Source organism: Mesorhizobium sp. M0771 (genome assembly GCF_040320155.1).
GTDB lineage: Bacteria > Pseudomonadota > Alphaproteobacteria > Rhizobiales > Rhizobiaceae > Mesorhizobium.
In genome coordinates, this window is record NZ_JAMYPC010000033.1 from 18,132 (window position 1) to 40,206 (window position 22,075).

The window sequence follows — 22,075 nt, forward strand, 5'->3', positions numbered from 1 at the left end:
ATCGGAAAGAGCGTTACGAACACTACGAAGAGTTGCGCGACTTCTGCTGTCGCCCCGGTCTTACAGCGGACGGTGACCTGTCCGACCTTGATAGGACGTGAAATGCGAACGCTGCTCATTGATCATCATGTGGATCTTACGCGCGCTGTGCGAGTTGCGCTCGGGGATAGCGGTTTTGCCGTTGATGTAGTTGGCAACCTGGAACAGGCGTCGAGGGCATTTTGTTGCGCAAACTATGAAATTCTCCTGCTGGAGTTGGCTCTGCCAGATGGCGATGGCTTGGGCTGGCTGAGACAGCTAAGGAGCGACGGGCATTCAGTTCCAACCCTCATTATGAGTAGCATCAACGATCTCGAGAAGCGAATTGCAATTTTCAACGGTGGCGCGGACGACTTTCTGCTCAAGCCCGTCTCTTTCGATGAGCTCATCGCCAGAATGAGAGCCATTCTGCGCCGGTCGACACAGGTGACCGACCCCATCGTTGTATTTGGCAATCTCAATTTCGATCCGATCGGCCGACGGGTTTCCGTCTCGGGTCATCCTCTGAAGATCGCACGCCGCGAACTATGTATTTTAGAGCATCTGCTTATCCGTGCAGGCCGCATCGTGCCTCGTGCGCAGTTGGAAGATCACCTCTATTCGTTCAACGACGAGGTATCTGCCAACGCGCTTGAAGTCGGAATCTATCGCTTACGTGGACACCTGAGTAGGTCAGGTGCAACGCCACGTATCACGACCGTGCGCGGCATTGGTTACATTCTTGAATTGACTGAGGCGGCATCCGCATAGTTGGTCCAAATTGAAAGAACAGACTGCCTGCCCGTCGTGAGGTCGAGCTTGTGGCCATAATGGACATCGCGGCCGCCCTTGACGATGGTGTCGGCATGCGGTTCGAACGGCTCTGTCGCAAACCTTTTTGTAAGCGAGCATGGCAAGAAAAACGCCTCAGCTGTGGAGGAGCACGTGATGTTAAAGGGCCGCCATTTGGACCAGTCGGTGATCCTGCTGTGCGTGCGCTGGTACCTGGCCTACACTCTGAGCCTGCGCGATCTGGAAGAGATGATGGCCGAACGCGTTGAAGGTCGACCACTCCACTGTGCATCGCTGGGTCGCCCACTTCTCGCCGAGCTGCTGGAGCGCTTCAACCGGCGCAAGCGTGTGGTCGGCAGCAAGTGGCATATGGACGAGACGTACATCAAGGTCCGCGGCCATGGATGTATCTCTACCGCGCTATCGACATCCTCGGCGACACGGTCGAGTTCTTCTTTAGCGAAAACCGTGACCTGGTGGCGGCCCAACGCTTCCTCCGCAAGGCGCTGACGCGCCATGGCCGGCCGGAGCGCATCGTCATCGACGGCAGCCAGACCGAAGCAATCCTTTCCTGCGACGCTGAAAGCCGGCTGCGGCAGCGATCGCGGCGACCGCTGAAGCCGATCCGGCATCCGTAATAGCCCGCATCTCAACAATCGGATCGAACAGGATCACCGGCGTATCAAGCGCCGCATTCGATCCATGCTCGGCTTCAAGTCGCATGCGAACGACGTGGTTATCCTCTCCGGCATCGAGATGATCCACATGATGGGCAAGCGACAGGCGAGGTATGCCTACAAGTCTGTCGATCGCTGTTTCGATATCCAGCTGCCTGACGGACAGGCCGAAATGGCCGTTCACAACCCAATTTCCAGGTTTGCGACAGAGCCTTTTGCCGGCGTTGCCGGCTTCGAAGGGCCGGTGCGCGCCGAGCGCATCAAGATCACCCCCGGCCACCTTGCTGCGGCCACTCGCCGAGTACGAAGCGGTGGCCGGAGGGAGCTGGTGATGACGACCATAGATCATGACCTGCTGATCGCAATCCTGGATCGGCTGAAGTTGACGGCGATCCGCGACCAGCTCGACACGCTCATGTCGAGCAAGATCGCGCAGTTCACGTTTGTCCGCGAACTCGACGGCTTCGGCTTCGACGCGCAGCCATCGGTCTGCATCAGCCAAACGTATTCATAGGTATGGGACAGGCTGCTATGTCCGCCACCCACGCCTGCTCCGAGGCCCTCCAGGGCAATGGTCTGAGACCTGGGCTCAAGCCCTTCGGCGAGGAGGATGAGACGCCGCTGGAGCTCGGGTGCAAGCGCTGCCACGCCCGCTCCGAGGCCCCACAAGGCCGAAGCGCAGTCGTCGGGGTCACGAGGCCCCTCGGCCACGACGACGAGGCGCTGCTGGAGCCCGGTTGCAAGGCTGCCACAGATGGCCTGAACCTGAATCCGCCTTTCTTGAGGCGTTGCGACTATCATCGCGGCGACACGCAGCTCTTGATTTGTGTGCGAAATCCTCAGCAGATCCATCGGGCTGAGCCGCTCAGCAATATCAACGAGAATGTCCAGCGGCAGATCAAGGATACTCAGAGGAGGAAACGCTTGATCTTGAGGCTCAGAGCGCGTCTGCTCCACTATAGAACAGGATGATTCACCGGGTCCTTCAACGCCAGCCGCCGGTTCCGATGAGAGAATTGTCCCTGATATCACGCTCGATGGAGTTAAAAGCCGAGATGGGCGCCTTGCCACGCTCCTCAATGCCCCTCATGATTCACCGCCTATAGCTACGAACTGAATGAATCATCGTGATTGTCGCGCAGCGGAATCCTCAAGGATCGGGCAGTTCGTAGGGGGCGCCGGTTTGACCAGGTTGAGCCCGCGAATTGCTCGATCGGACAAGATCCTGATTCTCGACCATGCGGTGAGGCTCGAACGAGATCCTCGGGACGCACTCCAAGGTGTCGATCATGTTCGGCACACAAGGAAAGGGCGGCATTGCTGCCGCCCTTTCCGCTGTAAGTTGATAGGGGCTGGATTAAAAATCCATACCGCCCATCCCGCCCATGCCGCCCATACCGCCGCCGCCCATGCCGCCAGGCATGCCGCCGCCAGCAGACTCCTTCTTGGGAGCCTCCGCGATCATGGCTTCGGTGGTGACGAGCAGGCCGGCGACCGAAGCCGCGTCCTGGAGGGCAGTGCGAACGACCTTGACCGGATCGACGATACCCATGGCGATCATGTCGCCATATTCGCCGGTCTGGGCGTTGTAGCCGTAGGTCGCGCCCTTGTTGTCGAGGATCTTGCCGGCAACGATCGAAGCTTCCGCACCTGCGTTCGAAGCGATCTGACGGGCCGGAGCCTGCAGTGCACGACGAACGATGTTGATGCCGGCAGCCTGGTCGGCATTGACGCCGGTGACCTTGATGTTGGCCGAAGCGCGCAGCAGTGCGACGCCGCCGCCTGCAACGATGCCTTCTTCCACGGCCGCGCGGGTCGCGTTGAGGGCGTCGTCGACGCGGTCCTTCTTTTCCTTGACTTCGACTTCCGTCGCGCCGCCGACACGGATCACCGCGACGCCGCCCGCGAGCTTCGCCAGACGTTCCTGCAGCTTCTCCTTGTCGTAGTCCGACGTGGTCTCTTCGATCTGCTGCTTGATCTGGGCAACGCGGCCCTGGATCTCGTCCTTCTTGCCGGCGCCGTCGACAATGGTGGTGTTCTCCTTGGAGATCGACACCTTCTTGGCGCGGCCGAGCATGTTGAGGCCGACGTTCTCGAGCTTGATGCCGAGGTCTTCCGAGATGACCTGGCCACCGGTGAGGATGGCGATGTCTTCCAGCATGGCCTTGCGGCGATCACCGAAGCCCGGCGCCTTGACGGCGGCGATCTTCAGGCCGCCACGCAGCTTGTTGACGACCAGCGTGGCCAGAGCCTCGCCTTCGACGTCTTCCGAGATGATGAGCAGCGGCTTGGAGGTCTGCACGACGGCTTCGAGAACCGGCAGCATGGCCTGGAGGTTGGAGAGCTTCTTCTCGTGCAGGAGGATGTAGACGTCCTCGAGCTCGGCAACCATCTTGTCGGCGTTGGTGACGAAGTAGGGCGAGAGATAGCCGCGGTCGAACTGCATGCCTTCGACGACTTCCAGCTCGGTCTCGGCGGTCTTGGCTTCCTCAACCGTGATGACGCCTTCGTTGCCGACCTTCTGCATCGCTTCGGCGATCATCTTGCCGACCGACTCGTCGCCATTGCCGGCGATCGTGCCGACCTGGGCAACTTCTTCGGAGGTCTTGATCTTCTTGGCAGCGTTGCCGAGAGCCGCGACGACTTCGGTCACGGCCAAGTCGATGCCGCGCTTCAGGTCCATCGGGTTCATACCGGCGGCAACCGCCTTGTTACCTTCCTGGACGATCGACTGCGCCAGGACGGTCGCGGTCGTGGTTCCATCACCGGCGATGTCGTTGGTCTTCGAAGCAACTTCGCGGATCATCTGCGCGCCCATGTTTTCGAACTTGTCGGAAAGTTCGATTTCCTTGGCGACGGTGACGCCGTCCTTGGTGATGCGCGGTGCGCCGAACGACTTGTCGATGACGACGTTGCGGCCCTTGGGACCGAGGGTCACCTTCACCGCATCGGCGAGGATGTTGATGCCGTGAAGCATGCGCTCACGGGCATCGCGGGAGAATTTTACGTCTTTAGCAGCCATTTTTTAGCTCCTGGCAGGGGGCTTGCGATCAAGCCCGAAATTAGTTGACGGTGAGGCCGATAATCAGCCGATGATGCCCATAATGTCGGATTCCTTCATGATCAGAAGGTCTTCGCCATTGAGCTTGACTTCGGTGCCCGACCACTTGCCGAACAGGATGCGGTCGCCGGCCTTGACGTCCAGCGGGACCAGCTTGCCGGCTTCGTCGCGAGCGCCGGAGCCGACAGCGATGATCTCGCCTTCCTGCGGCTTTTCCTTTGCCGTATCCGGGATGATGATCCCGCCGGCGGTCTTGGATTCGGATTCGACCCGGCGTACGACCACGCGGTCATGCAGCGGCCGGAAATTCGACTTTGCCATTTTTGGATTTCCTTGGTGCGGATGTTGAACGGTGCTCCGTTGCCGGAGCATGCCTAGCACTCAGCCGAAGCGAGTGCTAACGCGGCAATGAGATAAGCCGCAGGCTCCTGCTAGTCAAGACGGAAGAGCAAAGAGCAAAGAGAAAAGAGAAGACAGCAAAGAGCGTGTAAGCATCGAGCCTTTTATGTGAACAATGTCGGGTATCCGACATATATGGGGCGGCTCACCCTTTGTAATTGAGCTTTATTCAGATGGTACGATTGGTGCAACGGGTGTTGCATTTGAACTCATCCAGAGGCTCGCACGGGTGGTGCTGCGTCAGCTTGGTCATGTCGAGCTTCAGAAGGCCATTTTTTGGCATTGGTTCTGTTGCTCCTATTGCCATTCATGACCAGTCCTGCGCGCGTGAGCCGGCCGGCTAGATTCCAACCACGAGAGCGCCGCCGCTGAGACCCGCACCCGCCGCCGCCAGAAGGATTTTCTCTCCTGGCTGGAATGGCTTCATCTGGTTGGCGAGCGAGAGCGACAGCGGGACCGTCGCGGCCGAAGAGTTGCCGTATTTGGCAATCGTCTTGACAATTGCTTGGTCCGCAATGCCGAGGTTCCTTCCGACCGCGCCGAAAATCCGAGTATTGGCCTGATGCGGCACAAACCGGCCGACATTGTGTGGCCGCACTCCCGCAGTGGCTAGCGCGGCTGTCGAGCAATCGGTCATCATCTCGACGGCCTTTGCGAACACTTCGGGCCCGTCGGTCATCGTCATCCGGGTCTGCCCGAGGTCGAGGTCGCCATGGAACGGCGTGTTGCTTCCTCCTGCGGGAATCTGGATCAGCCCGTAGCGCGAGCCGTCCGAAGCCACCGAGGCACCGAGAATGCCCCGATCAGCATCATCGCACTGACCGATCACCAGGGCGCCGGCGGCATCGGCGAACAGGACTGAGCTCGCGCGCTCGGCTGGGTTGATGCGGCGGCTGAGGATGTTGGCGGCGATGACCAGCGCTGGTTTGCCATGCAGGCGGGTGAACCCGTCCGCAAACATGAGCGCATAGATGAAGCCGGCGCAGGCGCCGGTCAGATCGACCGCGCCTGCGCGGCCAAGGCCAAGCTTGTGTGCGACCAGCGGCGCGCTTGGCGGCAGAAGATGGTCGGGCGTCGAGGTGGCAAGCAACAGCAGACCGATGTCGTGGCGCGCAATACCGGCGTTCACCAGCGCCATGTCGCCAGCCCGGGTGGCAAGACCCGACAGCGTGTCTTCGTCCGTTGCCCAGAAGCGCGAACGGATTCCGGTACGCCTTTCGATCCAGCCCGGCTCGAGGCCGAGATTGCTCTCGATCTCGGCATTGGCCACCTTGCGCCCAGGCACGTGATGGCCAAGTCCGAGAATGCGCGACGACTTGCTCATGGCCTTGACCCGAAGCGTTCCCCGGCCTCCTCGATGGCGTCATAGAGTCGTTCGAGCTCGTCGCCTGCGATGCAATAGGGTGGCAGAAGGTAGAGGACATTGCCGAGCGGGCGCACAAGCAGGCCGCGCTCGAGGAAGAAAGCGCGCAGCTTCGGACCAATCTCGGCGAGATAACCTGCTGAACCGGTTCGCAGGTCGAGCGCCGCGATCGTTCCCGTGGCTCGACAGTCGGCAAAATATGGATTGTCCCGAAAGCGTTGCAGCCCGACGGCCTGCATCACGCTCAAGGCCGTGATCCGCCCGGCCACTGGCTCGTCACGCCAGATCTCGACATTGGCGAGTGCTGCCGCACAGGCAATCGGATTGGCGGTGTAGGAGCTCGAATGGAAAAACGTCTTCTTCCGGTCCTCGGAATAGTGCGCCCGGAAGATGGCATCGGTGACAAGCGTTACGGCCAGCGGGATGGTGCCGCCGGTCAAGCCCTTGGAGGTGCACAGGATATCTGGAGAAATCGATGCCTGCTCGCAGGCGAACATGGTTCCGGTGCGTCCCCAGCCGGTCATCACCTCGTCGGCGATCAGCAGCGAGCCGGAGGCCTCAGTGATCTTCTTCAATTCGGCCAGAACCGATGCTGGATACATCAGCATGCCGCCGGCGCCCAGCACCAGCGGCTCGACGATCAAGGCTGCGGCTCGTCGATCGCGGGTCACAGCCTCGAAACGATCCAGCGTCTCCTGCTCGTGCCCCGCGGCCGGAAAGGGGATGATGTCGACCTCGAACAGCAAGGGTTCATAGGCGGCGTTGAACACGCCACGCGCACCGACGCTCATCGTTCCAATCGTGTCACCATGATAGCTGTGCTCCATGACGACGATGCGCGAGCGCGGCGCGCCGATGTTGCGGAAATAACCGAGCGCCATCTTCAGCGCGACTTCGACTGAGGTCGAGCCACTGTCGGAATAGAACACCCAGTCGAGTCCAGCGGGAGCGAGGCCGACAAGCGCCTTGGCCAAGCGCTCTGCCGGCTCGTGCGTGAAGCCCGCAAAGATAATCTGGTCGAGGCTCGACGCGGTTGTCTCGATTGCCTTCATGATGCGGGGATGGCGGTGGCCATGTGTGACGACCCACCAGGAGGAGATGGCGTCCAGGATGCGGGCGCCGTCGGCCCTGTGGAGATAGGCGCCCTCAGTCAGGACGATTTCTGGGATCGCAGGCTCGAGCGCGTGCTGGGTGAAGGGATGCCACACATGAGACTGCGACATCAGTCACCTCCAGTAATCGAGGCGAAGGCGAAGCCGGCAACCATTGCGTCCCTCAGTGTTTTGCCCGTCAGCACATCGAGGTGCGGCAGCCTGCCGAGCTGCGGCGCACCGCTGAATTCCACGATGGTCCGTTGCGTATCGGCCATCTCATCGCCGATGAAAGCGATGCCCGCCAACGGGATGGAGCGTGCGCGGAGCGCCTCGACCGATAGCAAGGTGTGGTTGATGGTGCCGAGTGTGGTGCGGGCGCACAGAATAACGGGCAGCCGCCATTCAGCGAAGATGTCGATTAACCTTGTGCGCCGGTTGAGCGGCACCATTAGGCCGCCGGAGCCTTCGATGACGAGCGGCGTCGGTAGGACGGGAAAAGCAAGATCGGCAGCCTTGATCGCCACGCCGTCGATCTCGGCCGAACGATGCGGCGACAGCGGGCTCTGCAAGCGGTAGGCTTCCGGCAGCACGCGCTCTGAGGGCAAGCCGGCAAGCCGCGCGACAACCTCGCTGTCGGTCTCGCCGTCGAGGCCCGATTGCACCGGTTTCCAGTAAAAGCCGTCCAGCAAACCGGCGAGCCCAGCCGCAAACACGGTCTTGCCAACTCCGGTATCCGTTCCGGTGATGACGATGCGTTGGGTCATATCGCCTCCGGTGATGTTTGGGCCAACACCTCGACCAGCGCCTCGACCATGGCGGAAATGTCGGCTTCGCCAATATTGAGCGTCAGTGAGATGCGCAGCCGCGACGTGCCCTCGGGCACGGTCGGAGGACGAACGCCGCGTATGTCGAAGCCGCGGACCTGCAGGCGCGCCGCCACCGCCATGGTGCGCCTGACATCGCCGATTACTAAGGGCTGGATCTGAGAGCCACTTGGTGTCACACCACAGCGATTGACCAACCGGCCGGCGCTGGCGACGCGTTCATGCAGCTGAACACGCCGCATAGGCTCGTCGGCGAGCATTGCGAGTGCCTCGCGCGCCACGACCGCCATCAGTGGCGATGGCGCGGTCGCGTAGATGAATGCCCGGCAACGGTTGATCAGATATTCGCACAGTGCCCTCGGCCCGGTCACGAGCCCACCAGATGCGCCGAGCGCCTTGCCGCAGGTGTGGAGCGCTATGATGTTGTCTCGGCCCTCGAAAGCGGCGGCAAGCCCCCGGCCGTCCGGTCCCCAGACGCCGGTGGCATGCGCCTCATCAATGACGATGAATGCGCCGTGCCGATCGGCAAGCGCGACCAGGCTCTCCAAAGGCGCGCAGTCGCCATCCATGCTGTAAAGGCTTTCCACCGCGATCCAGACGCATCCCATGCCGCCTGCGACGCGCCACCGTGTAATCGCATCCTCGACAGCGGTGGCGTCGTTGTGCGCGGCCAGCACGAACTGTGCGTGCCCGGCCTGCGCACCCTCATGCATGCTGGCATGGGCGAGCTCATCGAGGACCAAAAGATCGCCCTTCTGCGGCAGGGCACTCAGCAGAGCGAAGTTGGCGATGTAGCCGCTGCCGAAGAACAGCGCGCGGTCGGCTCCAAAGAATGCCGCCGCATCTGCCTCGAGCTGCTCGTGTTCCGGTGCATTGCCGCGCAACAGCCGCGACCCGGTGGCGCCAACCGGCGTGCCCCGCGCAATCGCCGCCACAACCGCATCGCCAAGTCTTCTGGACGCGGCCAGCCCGAGATAGTCGTTCGACGAGAAGTCCAGCCCGGCGCGGGGCGAAAGCGTCCGCAGCCGGTCCTTGCGCGCTAGTCCCTGCAAGGTCGCATCAAAACGGGCAAGCGGCGCCCCGTTCATTGCGCCTCGAGTTCCATCGGATCGATGCCAAGGCGCCGGAACAGCAGGGTATCCTTGTCCTCACCGGGATTGTCCGCCGTCAGCAGCGTGTCGCCGAAGAAGATCGAGTTGGCGCCGGCAAAAAAGCACAGCGCCTGCATCTCGTCGGTCATCGCGGTGCGGCCGGCGGACAGACGGACATGCGATTTCGGCATCATGATGCGCGCCAGCGCGATCACGCGCACGAATTCGATCGGCTCAATGGGCTTGGCGTCTGCAAGCGGCGTACCGGCGATCGGGATCAGCATGTTGATCGGAACGCTTTGCGGATGTTCCGGGAGATTGGCCAGCGTCACCAGCATGTCGATCCGGTCCACCGGCTCCTCGCCCATGCCGACAATGCCTCCACAGCAGACCTTGATGCCGGATTTGCGAACGTGCTCGAGCGTCTCGAGCCGCTCGGCAAAGCTCCGCGTACCGATGATCTCGCTATAGTAGCGTTCTGACGTATCGATGTTGTGGTTGTAGTAGTCGAGACCCGCCTGCTTCAGTCGAGCGGCTTGCTCAAGATCGAGCATGCCGAGTGTCATGCAGGTCTCCAGGCCCAGCGCCTTGACGCCTTCGACCATCGCCACCACCGCATCCATGTCGCGCGCCTTGGGGTTTCGCCAGGCCGCGCCCATGCAATAACGGGTGGCGCCGGCATCACGCGCCTTGGTCGCTTCGGCGATGACGCGCCTGACATCCATCAGCTTGGACGCCTCCAACCCGGTTTCGTGACGCGCCGACTGGCTGCAATAGCCACAATCCTCCGGGCATCCTCCGGTCTTGATGCTGAGCAGCCGGCTGAGCTGGACCTTGTTTGGATCGAAATTCTGGCGGTGCACGGTCTGCGCCAGGAAGAGGAGATTGTTGAAGGGGGCATGGTAAAGTGCCTGAGCCTTTTCCAGGGTCCACGCTCCAGCGTCAGGCGGGTCAGGCGATTGAGCGTGCGGCGATGTCTGCGTTGAACTTGTCGTTTGCATCTCCATGCTGTTCCTCCGGTCTGTCTTGCGGGTCTTTGCTATCTGACTATGATGATCGGAAAGGACAGTTGACCCGATCCTGTTCGTTACTCAGACAATCATGAGCCCCGATGGTCGAGGCCGATATCCAGGATCGGCGCGCTGTGGATGAGTCGGCCGACCGAAATCAGATCAACGCCGGTCGCGGCAACCGCTCGCGCTGTATGCGACGTGATCCCGCCAGAAGCCTCGGTGATAGCGCGGCCACCGACCATTGCGACGGCGCGGCGAAGATCGGGGAGGGACATGTTGTCGAGCAGAACCGCATCGGGAGCGAAGCCAAGTACCTCCTCCAGCTGGGCCAGAGTATCGACTTCGACTTCGATCTTGACGAGATGACCGGCCGCTCTTCGTGCTCGCTCGAGCGCTGGCCGGACGCCGCCTGCGATGGCGATGTGGTTGTCCTTGATCAAAATTGCATCGTCCAGGCCGAAGCGGTGATTGGACCCGCCACCTGCGCGCACGGCATACTTTTCGACTGCCCGCAATCCGGGCGTTGTCTTGCGGGTGCAGACGATCTTCGCGCCATATCCACGAACCGCAGCGACGATCGATGCCGTTGCTGTGGCGATGCCGCTCAGATGGCACAAAAAATTGAGTGCCGTCCTTTCCGCTGTGAGAATGGCTCGGGCCGGGCCAGCCACTGATGCAATGACCTCTCCATCCACGACATTGCAGCCGTCTGTCCGCTCCACGGAGATTTCGACACCAGGATCAATCATGCCGAAAGCGAGCATCGCCAGATCGATGCCGGCGACAACTCCGGACTGTCGCGCCACCAACACGGTTCCCGCTTGGTATTCCTTCGGGACGATGGCGTCCGTGGTCAAGTCGCCGGCTCTGCCAAGGTCTTCAAGAAGAGATGCCCGTACAAGCGGCTCAAGCAGGACCGTGGGGAGCGGTGAGAGCATCATCACTTTGCACCTTCGGAGCTTGGCGAGTGTCCGAGTTCCCGCGCAGCCGCCAAGGCGGCTTCGAGCGTGATTTCGGACCGTCGGGCGGCAGTCGCATGATGAGGAAAATCTGTCCGGTAATGAGCGCCGCGGCTTTCTTCGCGCAACAAGGCGGCAACAGCAATCATTAGCCCGACAGCCGCCGGATCCGAGACCGCATCCTTGCTTTCGGCGAGCGGCAATAAGGCACGCGCGGCTGCTTTCAACCCTTGACCATCCCGGACGATGCCGAGTGCGCGCGACAGAAAAACGCGCACGGCTATCGGAGCGGGCGGTGGGTAGACGTTCGCAAACGCAGGCCTTGTTCTGCGCGCAGGCGTTCCGGCGACGCTTTCAGCGACCCAGCGGGCGCACACGATTGCCTCGGTCAAGGAATTGCTGGCGAGCCTGTTGGCGCCATGCAGTCCTGTCGAAGCGACTTCGCCGCAGGCCCACAGCCCCTTGACGGAGGTCCTGCCCGAGCTGTCCACGGCAACGCCACCCATGTGGTAGTGTTGGGCCGGACGAATGGGGATGAGATCGCGCGCGGGATTGATGCCCGCTCCAAGGCAGGCTGATGCGATTGTCGGGAAATGTCGAGCGAATGCCGGGCCTGGCCGTTGTCGGGCATCGAGAAAAACATGGTGGCCGTCCGCAAGGTGGTTCCACACGGCGCGGGCCAAGACATCGCGAGGCGCAAGTTCCGCCCCTGGCACGCTCTGGAGAAAAGCCTGGCCGGTTTCATCGATCAGGGCAGCACCTTCGCCTCGCACAGCCTCGCTGACCAGCGCCATTGGGCGTTCTGGGCCGTCAAGCGCGGTCGGGTGGAACTGGATGAATTCGAGGTCGGCTAGGACAGCTCCAGCGCGGGCCGCAAGCGCAAGGCCTTGTCCGCAACTGCCCCAAGGGTTCGTGGTGTCGAAAAACAGTCCCCCGATGCCACCGGTGGCGAGGACGACCCGCCGTGAGCCGAAGAAGAAAGGTGCGATCGAACAGCTCGCCCAGACGCCTCGGATCGCATTCTCTCGCACGGCGAGCCGGCGCGCTTCCACGCCCTCCACGACAACTATCGACGGAGTGGAACGCACAGCCGCGATCAGCGCACGCATGATCTCACGCCCGGTGCCGTCCCCATGCGCATGAACGATGCGACGTCGGCTGTGTGCGGCCTCCAATCCGAGGCACAGTGATCCTTCCGGCGTGCGGTCAAAGCGAACCCCAAAGCCCGCAAGCCCCTCTATGGCCTTGGGCGCGGCTTGGAGGATGCGGCTCGCCACGGCTCTGTCGCAGAGACCATCCCCGGCGGCAACCGTATCGGCCAGGTGCATTGCCGGATCGTCGTCTTCGCCGAAACTTGCAGCCAGGCCCCCCTGGGCCCAGGTGCTCGAGTTGTCAGCTCCCAGCAGCGACCTTGACAGAAGAAGCACCGGCTCCGGCGACAGTTGAAGCGCGGTCATCAGTCCGGCGATGCCGCCGCCGATGATGATGGGCCGCCCGAAGAAGCTGCGGGGGTCGGCGCTCAAACTGCCAGCATCCGTTCGACCGCTAGCCGCGCGCGCCCGGCGATCCCGGGTTCGACGGTTACGACATGGTGGTTCTGCTCGAGCGCCGTGCGGATGTTGGCAAGCGTGATCCGCTTCATATGCGGGCACAAATTGCAGGGCCGGATGAACTCGACCTCTGGGTGCGCTAACGCGACGTTGTCGCTCATTGAGCATTCCGTCATCAGCACGACACGTGGCGGCCTTTGCCTTTCGACATAGTCGGACATGGCAGCCGTCGAGCCGGAAAAATCGGCTTCAGCCACGACGTCGGGCGGGCATTCGGGATGGGCGAGCACGACCACGCCGGGATGGCTTTCGCGTAACTCGCGGATGTCGGCCGGTGTAAAGCGCTCATGCACCTCGCAACGCCCTTTCCAGGCGATGATCTGCACATCTGTCTGGGCGGCGATATTCTGGGCCAGATATTCGTCCGGCAACATGATCACCCGGGGAACCCCAAGGGATTCGACGACCGCCTTGGCGTTGCCGGATGTACAGCAGATATCCGACTCGGCCTTCACTTCGGCGGACGTATTTACATAAGTGATGATCGGAACGCCGGGATAACGCTGGCGCATCAAGCGCACGTCTTCTGCCGTGATTGAGTCCGCCAACGAGCAACCGGCGCTGAGATCCGGAATGAGCACGGTCTTGCCCGGATTAAGGAGCTTGGCCGTTTCGGCCATGAAATGGACGCCGGCCAGCACGATGACTTGCGCCTCGACCGTCGCGGCCGTGCGGGCTAGTGCCAAGCTGTCGCCGACGATGTCGGCCACGCAGTGGAAGATCTCGGGCGTCTGATAGTTGTGCGCCAGGATGATCGCGTTGCGCTCGCGCTTCAGCGCAAGGATCGCCTCGATATCCTCGGCGAAAGCCGGCCATTCGATCGGCGGGATCACTCGTCGGACGCGCTCGTAGAGCAACGCGGCCGTAGGCAGCATGGCGCCCATAGACCCCCTCCCGCTTATACTCTAACTGAAAATAACCAGCATATACTTGCTGTGAGTATAAGGGATGTCAACCCCGCGCCAGCGGCAATTTTGTCCCGGCGATGAGCCTATCGTCGAGAACGGCGTGGCGGAAACGGAAAAGCTTCGCTGGCCGGCCGCCGGTCTCAGTGGTGGCCTCTCCGGTCTCCTCGACCAGCTCCTGCTGTTCGATCAGTCGGCGAAAGTTCGGCTTGTGGATGAGCCTGCCGGCGAGCGCCTCCACGGTTCGCTGCAGCTGCAAAAGCGTGAAGACCGGCGGCATCAGCTCAAAGACGACTGGGCGGTATTTGATCTTGGAGCGCAGCCGCGCAATGCCGGTCGCCACGATGCGGCGATGATCGGCGACCATGGACTTGCTGGGCACCAGCGGCGGGGGTCCTGCGTCCCGCCCTCTTACGGCCTCTTGGACCAGGCCTGCTTCGTAGACTAACTCATAGCGTTGAAGCGTGAGTTCCTCGTTCCAAAGGCGGTCGTCGAAGCCAAAGGCTATCGTCGCCCGCTGCCAGCGTTCACGTCGCGTGGCCGAATCGCCAACGCCGTTTGCCCATTCGATCAGGCGCGGCCGCAGAACGTCCAGCACGACCGCAGGCGTGCCGGAGCGGTGGTCCTCCCATGGAAAATATTCATACCAACTCTGCCATCCGCACTTGGGCGAGCCCGCTGCCTGTTCCTTGCGCGTCAATGCCAGATAGCTGATGGAGATGACGCGCTGCTGGCGCTCGGCGCCGATGCGATCCCGATCCGCGAACGTGTAGAGTTGCTCAATGTACCCCAGCCGATGGCCGGTTTGCTGCTCGACCCACCCCCTCAAGCCGGATTGCAGCGATCGGTGCTCAAGCGCAAAGGGACCGGAGGGCAAGGTGTCCGCCTGGCCGATGGTGAGGACACAGGGTTGACTGCCGTTTACGGCGACCACAAAGGCGATCAAGTCCACTTTGACGTTGTCGGCCTTGCCGGCGGCTCTGTCTTTCCTGAGTCCTATTGCCTGATCGTCCATTATTTGGCCAGCTCGGGGGCACCTTAATCGATTTAGTGTAAGCGTGCCAATTGGCACGTCAACACCCCGCAGCTGCATGGCCATTTTTTTGCTCTTCGCACCTGCACAAAAATGTGCCAAAGGCGACAGCCGCAGCTGGTAACGTAGGGGAAGGAGGGTCCCATGAGCGCTTATGGTGACACCAGGGCGATCACACCGCCGGATATTCGTTCGCGCAAAGGTGGGACGCCGCTCGTCTGCCTTACCGCCTACACCACCCCAGTCGCCCGGCTTGTCGATCCCCATTGTGATGTGGTGCTCGTCGGCGACAGCGTCGGCATGGTTCTCCACGGCCTGCCCTCGACGCTCGGTGTCACGCTGGAGATGATGATCACGCACGGCCAGGCGGTGCGCCGTGGCATCAAGCAGGCGCTGATGGTGGTCGACCTGCCGTTCGGTTCCTACGAGGAAAGCCCAGAGCAGGCTTTCCGCAATGCCGCGCGCGTCATGGCCGAGACCGGCTGCACGGCCGTCAAGCTCGAAGGCGGCGAAGCGATGGCAGAGACGATCGGCTTCCTCGCCGCACGCGGCGTGCCCGTCATGGCCCATGTCGGATTGACGCCGCAGGCCATCAACACCATCGGTGGCTACCGCGTACAGGGCAGGGGCGGGGATGCCGAGCGCATCAGGCGCGACGCAATTGCGGTGGGCGAAGCGGGCGCCTTTGCGGTCGTCCTGGAGAAGGTTCCTGAGGCGCTCGCCCGCCGGATCACCAAGGAGGTGGCGACCCCGACCATTGGCATCGGTGCCTCGGCAGCCTGTGACGGCCAGATTCTCGTCGTCGACGACATGCTGGGCCTCTTCGGCGACTTCCGGCCCAAGTTCGTCAAGCGCTATGCTGAACTCCGGGAGGCGGCTGCGGCTGCGATCGCTTCCTATGCGCGCGAGGTGAAGGAGCGCCAGTTTCCCGCCGCAGAGCACGTGTTTGCCGATGCGCCCAAGCCCGCCGACACGGACGCCACCAAGAGCGGAGAAGCAGCGTGAGCGTGCCGATCGTCAGGAGCGTTGACCAGCTTCGCGAAAGCGTCGCCGCATGGCGCTGCGAAGGTGTGAGGATAGCCCTGGTGCCAACGATGGGCGTCCTGCATGAGGGCCATCTCAGCCTGGTGCGCGCTGCACTCGAGAAGGCAGACCGTGTGATAGTGACGCTCTTCGTCAACCCGAAGCAATTCAACAGCCAGGCCGATCTTGCCGCGTATCCCCGCACCGAGGACGAGGATGCCGCCAAACTGGCACCGGTTGGCGCGCACCTGCTTTATGCGCCAGATGCAGAGGAGATGTATCCGGCGGGCTTCGCCACCACCGTTTCGGTTTGCGGTGTCAGCGAAGGCCTGTGCGGTACATTCCGGCCGGGGCATTTCGACGGCGTGGCGACCGTCGTCGCCAAGCTCTTCCTGCAGACCAGCGCTGACTTCGGCTTCTTTGGCGAAAAGGACTTTCAGCAAATTCACCTGGTCAGGCGCATGGCCCGGGATCTGGATATTCCAATCACCATTGTTGCCTGTCCGACAGTCCGTGAAGCCGACGGTCTTGCGCTATCATCGCGCAATGTGCGGCTCTCGCCAGCGGAACGCGCTGTTGCTCCCAAGCTATCATCGGTCCTGCTCAAGACGGCTGAGCGGCTTGAGCGCGGCTCACCCATCCTGCCAACGCTTGCAGAATCTCGCGCAGCAATTCTGGCTGCAGGCTATCGCGAGGTCGAATACCTGGAACTTCGCGATGAGGCAGATCTGCACCCGATAACAAGCCTCGATCGACCGGCACGGTTGCTTGCCGCCGCCTGGCTCGGCGGCACACGGCTCATAGACAACGTCAGACTATTTCGGATTGGTTCAACAGATTAGCCACGTTCTCGGCACGCGCCGTATTCGTCCGGGATCATCTAAAACAAGGTCTCTGCCTGGCATTGAGCGTTACGGAGGTTACGCACAGGACACATGCATCGCGTGTTTGAGAACTTCGTCGAGCAACTGTCTGCAAGTGTTGATGCTGCCGATCTCTGTGAGGCAATGGCCTCCGCTGCAGCCGGCTTCGACTTCCCGCTATTCGCCTATTTCACCTACCCGTCAGCCTCCGGCGACGCCCCCCAATTGATTTCAAACTATCCTTCATCCTGGACGTCACGTTATCTGCAACAGCGGTACCACAGTCTCGATCCGGTCATCCTGCGCGGGCTGCAAGGCTGGGATACATTCGATTGGGGTGTGGATCGCGCTCGGCACGGTCTGCCGAATTCGCAGCAACAAATTCTAGAGAGTGCGGCTGAGTTTGGCATCTGCGGCGGCCTGACGATGTCCATGCATGATCATCTCGGCCGGTTTGCTGCCCTGACCTTTGCTTCCGACGAGTCCCGTCCGCCTCTGTTGCGGTCACTGGCACGTTACGAAAAAGCATTGCAGCTGGTGGCCATCAACTTTCATATCCATGTCCGGCGAAGGCTCGCCGATCATCGCGTGGTGGATGGTGTAACGCTCACCCCGCGGGAGTTCGAGTGCCTGAAATGGGCGGCGCGCGGCAAGTCGGCTTGGGATACTCGCCAGCTTCTCGGCGTCTCAAAGCGCACCGTGACCTTTCATCTGGAAAACGCCAAGGCAAAGTTTGGCGTTCGAACGATCAACCAAGCCGTTGCACGAATGGCTGCCTCCGGCCTGACGAGATCCTGATTCTCAGCCACGATACCTGTAAACCTCTACAGGCTGCATCGCTGTCAGCTTTGCCCTTCGATGGCGGGAACACATCCCACATGGAGGCGACCATGATGCAACTGATAGCACCAGACTTTTACAGTGATTTTGCAGGCGAGCTCAAAGAGATGCACGGGCTCAGGTTTCGGGTGTTCAAGGAAAGGCTCGATTGGGAAGTTGATACCGAAGACCAGATGGAATCCGATCCGTTTGATGCTCTCAAGCCTGTCTATCTGCTCCTCAAAGGATCCGACTGGCGAATTCGCGGTTGCGTGCGTCTTTTGCCCAGCACCGGACCCACAATGTTGCGCGACACCTTCCCGGTGCTGCTGGGTGCTGACGTCGTGCCCTCGACCACCGACATATGGGAGAGCAGTCGTTTCGCGCTCGATCTTCCTCCGTCGGCGCCCAAGGCAGCGGGCGGGCTGGCCCAGGCGACCTACGAGCTCTTCGCGGGCATGATCGAGTTCGGCTTGGCCAAGGATCTGACCCGGATCGTAACGGTGACGGACACGCGCATGGAGCGGATCCTCCGCCTTGCTACGTGGCCATTGTCGCGCATCGGAGAACCCAAGTGCGTCGGCAAAACGGAGGCGGTGGCTGGGTTTCTCGAGATTTCCCACGCGAGCCTTTTGCGCATCCGCAGCAGGGGACGTCTGAGCGGACCGGTACTGTGGCAACCGGTTCTAGGCCCGTCAGTATAGCGCCATTGTGGACACCTGTGCCATGAAGGATGCTGGTTTGTCCAAGGAAGCGACGGTCGGCCTTGTATGCTGGCCGGACTGGCGTCGCCAGGACGCTTACCACTACGCCAGACGATTGCCACGCACTGGCTGGGCCTGGGAGTTTCTTCGGCGCAATCCACAATTCCAGCGCGACCACGCCAAAATGGCACCGTCCGCCTGCTTTGTCGGAACCCAGGCCGACATGAAGATAATCGAGTTGACGACAGAATCAGCTTTCCTAAGACAATGGAGCCTCCTTTTTCGCGGACGCGCCACAGTCGGACGCTACATCGGCGAGGGTCTTTTGGGATCCGCGCGATTGCGCCTGTATTCTACGAGCGGCCGCGGAGCCGCTGGGGCTCGACCACGATTTTGAACCGCTTCACCTTTCTTCGCTCTCATGCTGCAAGGACATCCTGCTGACAGCTGCGGGCATGCAGCACGTGCTGCTGAGGGAGAACTGCCGGAGTCTGCAGATCGCCGTTTCCGGTGCGTCCGTCCTCCGCCCGTTGCGGCTATATGTCGACGCGATCCTTCAGCCGCAGCACCTCAAGTTCCATGTCGCTGCCCTTCAGTTCCTGAACGACATCAATGATTGCCGCCGCGTGTCAGCTGCTTGCTTTCCGCCGGAACACCGCGGAGCGCGTCTGCGTATTGTACTGCAGGCTTTGGATGGCTCGCTGGCGGGAGCATCTCATCAGGAGGTCGCCATTGCCTTGTTCGGGAGACGCCGTGTCGAAGAAGATTGGCGTCATCCAGGCGGCCATCTTCGCGATCAGGTACGTCGCGCCATCCAACGCGGCCGCTACCTGATGGGCGGCGGCTACAGACAGTTCCTGAGGTAATTGGAGTGGGTGCGATTGTGTTATACGAACGCGCAACCTCCATTTTCTCACTGCAATGGTGCGTTGCACAAAACGTGGCAAGCGCCTAGTTCTTCCGCGGCGAATCGGGTTTCGGCGAAACACCGGGACCCAACTTCGTCGATAAGTGCATTCATGACCTGAGGACCCCGATGACCGTTATGAACTCCGACAAAGCCGGCGCTGCAAGCCTTGAGACAATCGCGCGAAACGGCAGCATGCTGCGTCGCATAGCCGTACGCATTCCGACCTACCTGTCGGATATTCGCGAGAACCCGGCGTGGCTGCCCATGTTCATGTTGGCGCGCACCATGCCGGCACGGAGAATGCACTGGCGTGGTGCAAAGCCGGTCCGAAGGCCGCAAAGAGCCCAGGACACGATGTTTGCCGGTGTCAATTGCCACGACGTTGTCGACGCGCTGCGGATGGATGGGCTTTTTCCCGGCCTTGTCCTGCCTGCAATGGTGGCTGAAGATGTAGCCGCATTCGCCAGGTGCACACCTTGTTTCGGCAATTTCGATCGCCGACTCGAGTTCATGCCGGCGGAGCATGCGGAGGCTGAGGCGCGATTTGGCCGTCCGTTGCTCAGCGGCCATTATTTCGAGCGCATTCTGGGCTGTAAGTCGGCCGTTGCCATCCAAAACGATCCGCTGCTCATGGATATCGCGGCGCACTATCTCGGCGGCCAGGCGACGCTGATCACGACGCGCGTCTGGTGGAGCTTCCCGACCGGCCAGGCGTCGGACGCGGACAAGAACCTGGCTTCGCTCGGCAAATACCACTTCGACCTGGACGACTGGCGGATGCTGAAGTTCTTTTTCTATCTGGTGCCCGTCGACGAGGGGACCGGCCCGCATATCTATGTTCGCGGCAGCCATGATCGCCGCGCCCTCAAGCACCAATTTACGCTTGTCGTCGGCCATCCAGCGCAAGAGATTCTGGACGTCTACGGCAAACAGAGTCCGGTCACGCTGACCGGCAAGGCCGGTTTCGGTTTCGTCGAGGATCCGTTCGGGTTCCATATGGGCACCGTGCCGTCGCACAGGCCACGGCTGATGATGGAAGTTGGCTTCGGCGTTTCTCCTCCATCGCGCCGCCGCTTCCATGGCGAGCCTGTGATCCGCTGATTTCGAAAAGTCCCGAAACAGCCTTCCCGTTGTGAGGGAAAGATAAGGCTATGCCGCCAATCGATCTGTTCCGGGCCAAAAGCGGTTGTCTGCACATGCCCTGAACTTGGCTGGTGCAATGAGTCTCGCCATTGCTCCAGCCAGCGCATCAGTGCCTGTTTAATCGAGGTTAGATGGCAGTGCGCCCAAGAGATCCTCCTCGATATCGCCTGCCGCGCGAAGCCTCAGATGCTCTTCGAAAACCTCCTTTACGGACCAAGTCGTCTCGGGTCTCCTTTGAGTGGCCGGAAGGTGGTGCACAGCCGTATCGTGCTTCGGGATCCTGAACGAAGGCGAGGGGCGGTTTGTTCCTCGCGGGGCGCATGCAGCGGTGCCGGCATAACAGCTTCGTCTTGGATCCCGATGCTCGGCAACGTCGGCGGTGAAGGCTCTGTCTAGGCGGCTTACGTGACTCCAATGCAGGAGATCGACCATCTCCTGTCGAGCACATTCGTTGGCGATCACCGTCGCGGCGCTACGGACGCCGCGGCGCCTGCGATCAATGCAGTTTGCCGACTAGCCGAGCGTATTCGGCTTCAGCCCTGCCATATGACCCATCTGCCAGCGCAATTAGACGCGCGCGATCAAGAATGACTACCTCTCCTCGCATTGAGCGTATCAGACCTTGGCCCTCCAAGATTTGCAGCGCTATGGTGACGCCGGGCCGCCTGACACCGAGCATAACTGATAAGAACTCGTGCGTAATCGCAAAGCTGTTCCCGTCGACGCGATCATCACACATCACCAGCCATCTTGAGAGCCTGTCGACTATGTTCATCCGGGCATTGCTGAGCGCGGTGAAGCTTGCCTGGAGGTGAAAGTAGTGAACGTAGCGGAGCAGAAAACTTCGCAGGGTTGGGCTTGTCAAAAGCGCCTTGGTGAAGAGGCCCGCGTCGATAACAAAGGCTCGGGCCTCTAATTGGACGTAACAATCGTGCGTTGACCGGTCATCGCCCATGATAAGCGCTGAGCCGGTCATACCCTCACAACCAATGATTCCGATCTCAGCTTCAATACCAGGCCGCAGTTCGCCCACCACTGACCCGAGACCGCTCTCGAAGAAGTACACGGTTCTGATTGGAGACCCCGCCACTTCGAGATGCGTCTTCAGTCCAAGGGAGACGCTTTCCAAATGAGGTTGCAGCAAGGCCAAATCTGCCGAGCACATTCGAAGCAGCAGCGAATTGCGATAGATCGAATTTTGGCCGGTGTCGCGTTGCGCGGCAGTGTGAGTTTGTGAACTGGAGTCTGTCATAGCTCCCTCTCCCTATTGGGGCGGAAGCATGTTGATCGCTCACAGCCGACGGACGCCCTTAGAGTTGCCGTCGATGGCACACTGTATGCCTGCCGACCGCGGATGTCCCATTTTTTAATCAATTACGTTAATCGGCCCGAGCCAAGCTTTGGCGCACCCGCTCTAACGCGGCATTCAGATGCTCCAGAAATTCGTCATCGCTTTTGGTCGCCAAGCCGACTTGTCGAGCGCGAGTTACAATGCGCTCCTGGAGTGAAACCGCTGTCTCATAGTGGTCCACGATCATCTGAAATGAAGCGCTCATTGGGGCGGATTCAAAGAGCTGTGCCATTCTGGCAATGTAGTTCCAAGATGATGAGAGTCCATGCGGCCGCCGCTTGGGTAACAATCGTACAATATACCTAAGACTGGCCGCGCTCTTTGGTTATCCTCCCAGAAATCCGTAGCCTCGCGAGGCGCAGCTTCTCTTCGCCCTCCGACCTCGTGACCGGCGGACCAGTCCCGGCTTCAGCCATTCGGCCT

General features: G+C 61.1%; 20 protein-coding genes and 1 pseudogene. 9 read left to right on the forward strand and 12 right to left on the reverse strand.

Annotated features, from left to right (window positions below; genetic code table 11):
• The first annotated feature begins 102 nt into the window (after window positions 1-102).
• Both NKI05_RS30225 and NKI05_RS30230 read left to right on the forward strand, forming a co-directional pair.
• Window positions 103-789, forward strand: coding sequence for a response regulator (locus NKI05_RS30225; RefSeq protein ID WP_352793956.1), 687 nt, complete (start codon window positions 103-105; stop codon window positions 787-789).
• A gap of 177 nt (window positions 790-966) precedes the next feature.
• Window positions 967-1,608 (forward strand): annotated as a pseudogene (locus tag NKI05_RS30230) (IS6 family transposase); the annotation flags it as partial.
• Between the two features lie 1,236 nt (window positions 1,609-2,844).
• Here NKI05_RS30230 and groL read toward each other — a convergent pair.
• From groL to NKI05_RS30290, 11 genes are all read right to left on the reverse strand, one after another.
• The gene (gene groL, locus NKI05_RS30240) at window positions 2,845-4,509 is read right to left on the reverse strand and encodes a chaperonin GroEL (RefSeq protein WP_286460910.1); all 1,665 of its coding nucleotides are present in this window, start codon (window positions 4,507-4,509) and stop codon (window positions 2,845-2,847) included.
• A 63-nt stretch (window positions 4,510-4,572) separates the two neighbouring features.
• Window positions 4,573-4,869, reverse strand: a complete 297-nt coding sequence (gene groES, locus NKI05_RS30245) for a co-chaperone GroES (protein ID WP_019863563.1) — start codon at window positions 4,867-4,869, stop codon at window positions 4,573-4,575.
• A gap of 418 nt (window positions 4,870-5,287) precedes the next feature.
• Window positions 5,288-6,271: a 3-oxopimeloyl-[acyl-carrier-protein] synthase BioZ gene (gene bioZ, locus NKI05_RS30250; protein WP_352793960.1), complete on the reverse strand. Its 984-nt coding sequence runs from the start codon at window positions 6,269-6,271 to the stop codon at window positions 5,288-5,290.
• Window positions 6,268-7,533: an adenosylmethionine--8-amino-7-oxononanoate transaminase gene (locus tag NKI05_RS30255; protein ID WP_023673641.1), complete on the reverse strand. Its 1,266-nt coding sequence runs from the start codon at window positions 7,531-7,533 to the stop codon at window positions 6,268-6,270. Before NKI05_RS30255 ends, bioZ begins: the two co-directional genes overlap by 4 nt.
• Window positions 7,533-8,168 carry a dethiobiotin synthase gene (gene bioD, locus NKI05_RS30260; RefSeq protein WP_352793962.1) on the reverse strand — a complete coding sequence of 212 codons (636 nt, stop codon included), beginning with the start codon at window positions 8,166-8,168 and terminating at the stop codon, window positions 7,533-7,535. The genes NKI05_RS30255 and bioD overlap by 1 nt, the downstream gene beginning before the upstream one ends.
• The gene (locus tag NKI05_RS30265; RefSeq protein WP_352793964.1) at window positions 8,165-9,316 is read right to left on the reverse strand and encodes an 8-amino-7-oxononanoate synthase; all 1,152 of its coding nucleotides are present in this window, start codon (window positions 9,314-9,316) and stop codon (window positions 8,165-8,167) included. Before NKI05_RS30265 ends, bioD begins: the two co-directional genes overlap by 4 nt.
• Window positions 9,313-10,326 (reverse strand): biotin synthase BioB, encoded by a 1,014-nt coding sequence (bioB, locus tag NKI05_RS30270; protein ID WP_023727898.1) that lies wholly within the window; start codon window positions 10,324-10,326, stop codon window positions 9,313-9,315. The genes NKI05_RS30265 and bioB overlap by 4 nt, the downstream gene beginning before the upstream one ends.
• 92 nt (window positions 10,327-10,418) lie before the next feature.
• A complete protein-coding gene (nadC, locus tag NKI05_RS30275) occupies window positions 10,419-11,273 on the reverse strand; it encodes a carboxylating nicotinate-nucleotide diphosphorylase (RefSeq protein ID WP_352793966.1) in 855 nt (284 codons plus the stop codon).
• A complete protein-coding gene (locus tag NKI05_RS30280; protein ID WP_352793968.1) occupies window positions 11,273-12,814 on the reverse strand; it encodes an L-aspartate oxidase in 1,542 nt (513 codons plus the stop codon). The genes nadC and NKI05_RS30280 overlap by 1 nt, the downstream gene beginning before the upstream one ends.
• Window positions 12,811-13,785, reverse strand: a complete 975-nt coding sequence (gene nadA, locus NKI05_RS30285; RefSeq protein WP_352544302.1) for a quinolinate synthase NadA — start codon at window positions 13,783-13,785, stop codon at window positions 12,811-12,813. The genes NKI05_RS30280 and nadA overlap by 4 nt, the downstream gene beginning before the upstream one ends.
• 67 nt (window positions 13,786-13,852) lie before the next feature.
• On the reverse strand, window positions 13,853-14,821 hold the full coding sequence (locus tag NKI05_RS30290; protein WP_023673634.1) for an NUDIX hydrolase: 969 nt from the start codon (window positions 14,819-14,821) through the stop codon (window positions 13,853-13,855).
• Window positions 14,822-14,983: 162 nt separating this feature from the next.
• Here NKI05_RS30290 and panB point away from each other — a divergent pair, with 162 nt between their 5' ends.
• From panB to NKI05_RS30325, 7 genes are all read left to right on the forward strand, one after another.
• On the forward strand, window positions 14,984-15,844 hold the full coding sequence (gene panB / locus NKI05_RS30295) for a 3-methyl-2-oxobutanoate hydroxymethyltransferase (protein ID WP_023707031.1): 861 nt from the start codon (window positions 14,984-14,986) through the stop codon (window positions 15,842-15,844).
• Window positions 15,841-16,704: a pantoate--beta-alanine ligase gene (panC, locus tag NKI05_RS30300; protein WP_023740408.1), complete on the forward strand. Its 864-nt coding sequence runs from the start codon at window positions 15,841-15,843 to the stop codon at window positions 16,702-16,704. The genes panB and panC overlap by 4 nt, the downstream gene beginning before the upstream one ends.
• A 93-nt stretch (window positions 16,705-16,797) precedes the next feature.
• On the forward strand, window positions 16,798-17,523 hold the full coding sequence (locus NKI05_RS30305; protein ID WP_352793970.1) for a LuxR family transcriptional regulator: 726 nt from the start codon (window positions 16,798-16,800) through the stop codon (window positions 17,521-17,523).
• Window positions 17,524-17,615: 92 nt separating this feature from the next.
• Entirely contained in the window at window positions 17,616-18,248 is a 633-nt protein-coding gene (locus tag NKI05_RS30310) for an acyl-homoserine-lactone synthase (RefSeq protein WP_352793972.1), read from the forward strand.
• A 22-nt stretch (window positions 18,249-18,270) separates the two neighbouring features.
• Window positions 18,271-18,645 (forward strand): transcriptional regulator domain-containing protein, encoded by a 375-nt coding sequence (locus NKI05_RS30315; protein ID WP_352498917.1) that lies wholly within the window; start codon window positions 18,271-18,273, stop codon window positions 18,643-18,645.
• A gap of 58 nt (window positions 18,646-18,703) precedes the next feature.
• The gene (locus tag NKI05_RS30320) at window positions 18,704-19,114 is read left to right on the forward strand and encodes a DUF2285 domain-containing protein (RefSeq protein WP_023673629.1); all 411 of its coding nucleotides are present in this window, start codon (window positions 18,704-18,706) and stop codon (window positions 19,112-19,114) included.
• A gap of 170 nt (window positions 19,115-19,284) precedes the next feature.
• A complete protein-coding gene (locus NKI05_RS30325) occupies window positions 19,285-20,259 on the forward strand; it encodes a hypothetical protein (protein ID WP_023708080.1) in 975 nt (324 codons plus the stop codon).
• A 538-nt stretch (window positions 20,260-20,797) separates the two neighbouring features.
• On the opposite strand, the gene NKI05_RS30330 is transcribed toward NKI05_RS30325, so the two are convergent.
• On the reverse strand, window positions 20,798-21,553 hold the full coding sequence (locus NKI05_RS30330) for a Crp/Fnr family transcriptional regulator (RefSeq protein ID WP_352793975.1): 756 nt from the start codon (window positions 21,551-21,553) through the stop codon (window positions 20,798-20,800).
• Window positions 21,554-22,075 lie beyond the last annotated feature (522 nt).

Bases quoted from the DNA above. Each gene is read 5' to 3' on its own strand.
- NKI05_RS30225 (WP_352793956.1), top strand. From the start codon at position 103: ATGCGAACGCTGCTCATTGATCATCATGTGGATCTTACGCGCGCTGTG.
- groL (WP_286460910.1), bottom strand. From the start codon at position 4,509: ATGGCTGCTAAAGACGTAAAATTCTCCCGCGATGCCCGTGAGCGCATG.
- groES (WP_019863563.1), bottom strand. From the start codon at position 4,869: ATGGCAAAGTCGAATTTCCGGCCGCTGCATGACCGCGTGGTCGTACGC.
- bioZ (WP_352793960.1), bottom strand. From the start codon at position 6,271: ATGAGCAAGTCGTCGCGCATTCTCGGACTTGGCCATCACGTGCCTGGG.
- NKI05_RS30255 (WP_023673641.1), bottom strand. From the start codon at position 7,533: ATGTCGCAGTCTCATGTGTGGCATCCCTTCACCCAGCACGCGCTCGAG.
- bioD (WP_352793962.1), bottom strand. From the start codon at position 8,168: ATGACCCAACGCATCGTCATCACCGGAACGGATACCGGAGTTGGCAAG.
- NKI05_RS30265 (WP_352793964.1), bottom strand. From the start codon at position 9,316: ATGAACGGGGCGCCGCTTGCCCGTTTTGATGCGACCTTGCAGGGACTA.
- bioB (WP_023727898.1), bottom strand. From the start codon at position 10,326: ATGGAGATGCAAACGACAAGTTCAACGCAGACATCGCCGCACGCTCAA.
- nadC (WP_352793966.1), bottom strand. From the start codon at position 11,273: ATGATGCTCTCACCGCTCCCCACGGTCCTGCTTGAGCCGCTTGTACGG.
- nadA (WP_352544302.1), bottom strand. From the start codon at position 13,785: ATGGGCGCCATGCTGCCTACGGCCGCGTTGCTCTACGAGCGCGTCCGA.
- NKI05_RS30290 (WP_023673634.1), bottom strand. From the start codon at position 14,821: ATGGACGATCAGGCAATAGGACTCAGGAAAGACAGAGCCGCCGGCAAG.
- panB (WP_023707031.1), top strand. From the start codon at position 14,984: ATGAGCGCTTATGGTGACACCAGGGCGATCACACCGCCGGATATTCGT.
- NKI05_RS30305 (WP_352793970.1), top strand. From the start codon at position 16,798: ATGCATCGCGTGTTTGAGAACTTCGTCGAGCAACTGTCTGCAAGTGTT.
- NKI05_RS30310 (WP_352793972.1), top strand. From the start codon at position 17,616: ATGATGCAACTGATAGCACCAGACTTTTACAGTGATTTTGCAGGCGAG.
- NKI05_RS30315 (WP_352498917.1), top strand. From the start codon at position 18,271: ATGAAGGATGCTGGTTTGTCCAAGGAAGCGACGGTCGGCCTTGTATGC.
- NKI05_RS30320 (WP_023673629.1), top strand. From the start codon at position 18,704: ATGCAGCACGTGCTGCTGAGGGAGAACTGCCGGAGTCTGCAGATCGCC.
- NKI05_RS30325 (WP_023708080.1), top strand. From the start codon at position 19,285: ATGACCGTTATGAACTCCGACAAAGCCGGCGCTGCAAGCCTTGAGACA.
- NKI05_RS30330 (WP_352793975.1), bottom strand. From the start codon at position 21,553: ATGACAGACTCCAGTTCACAAACTCACACTGCCGCGCAACGCGACACC.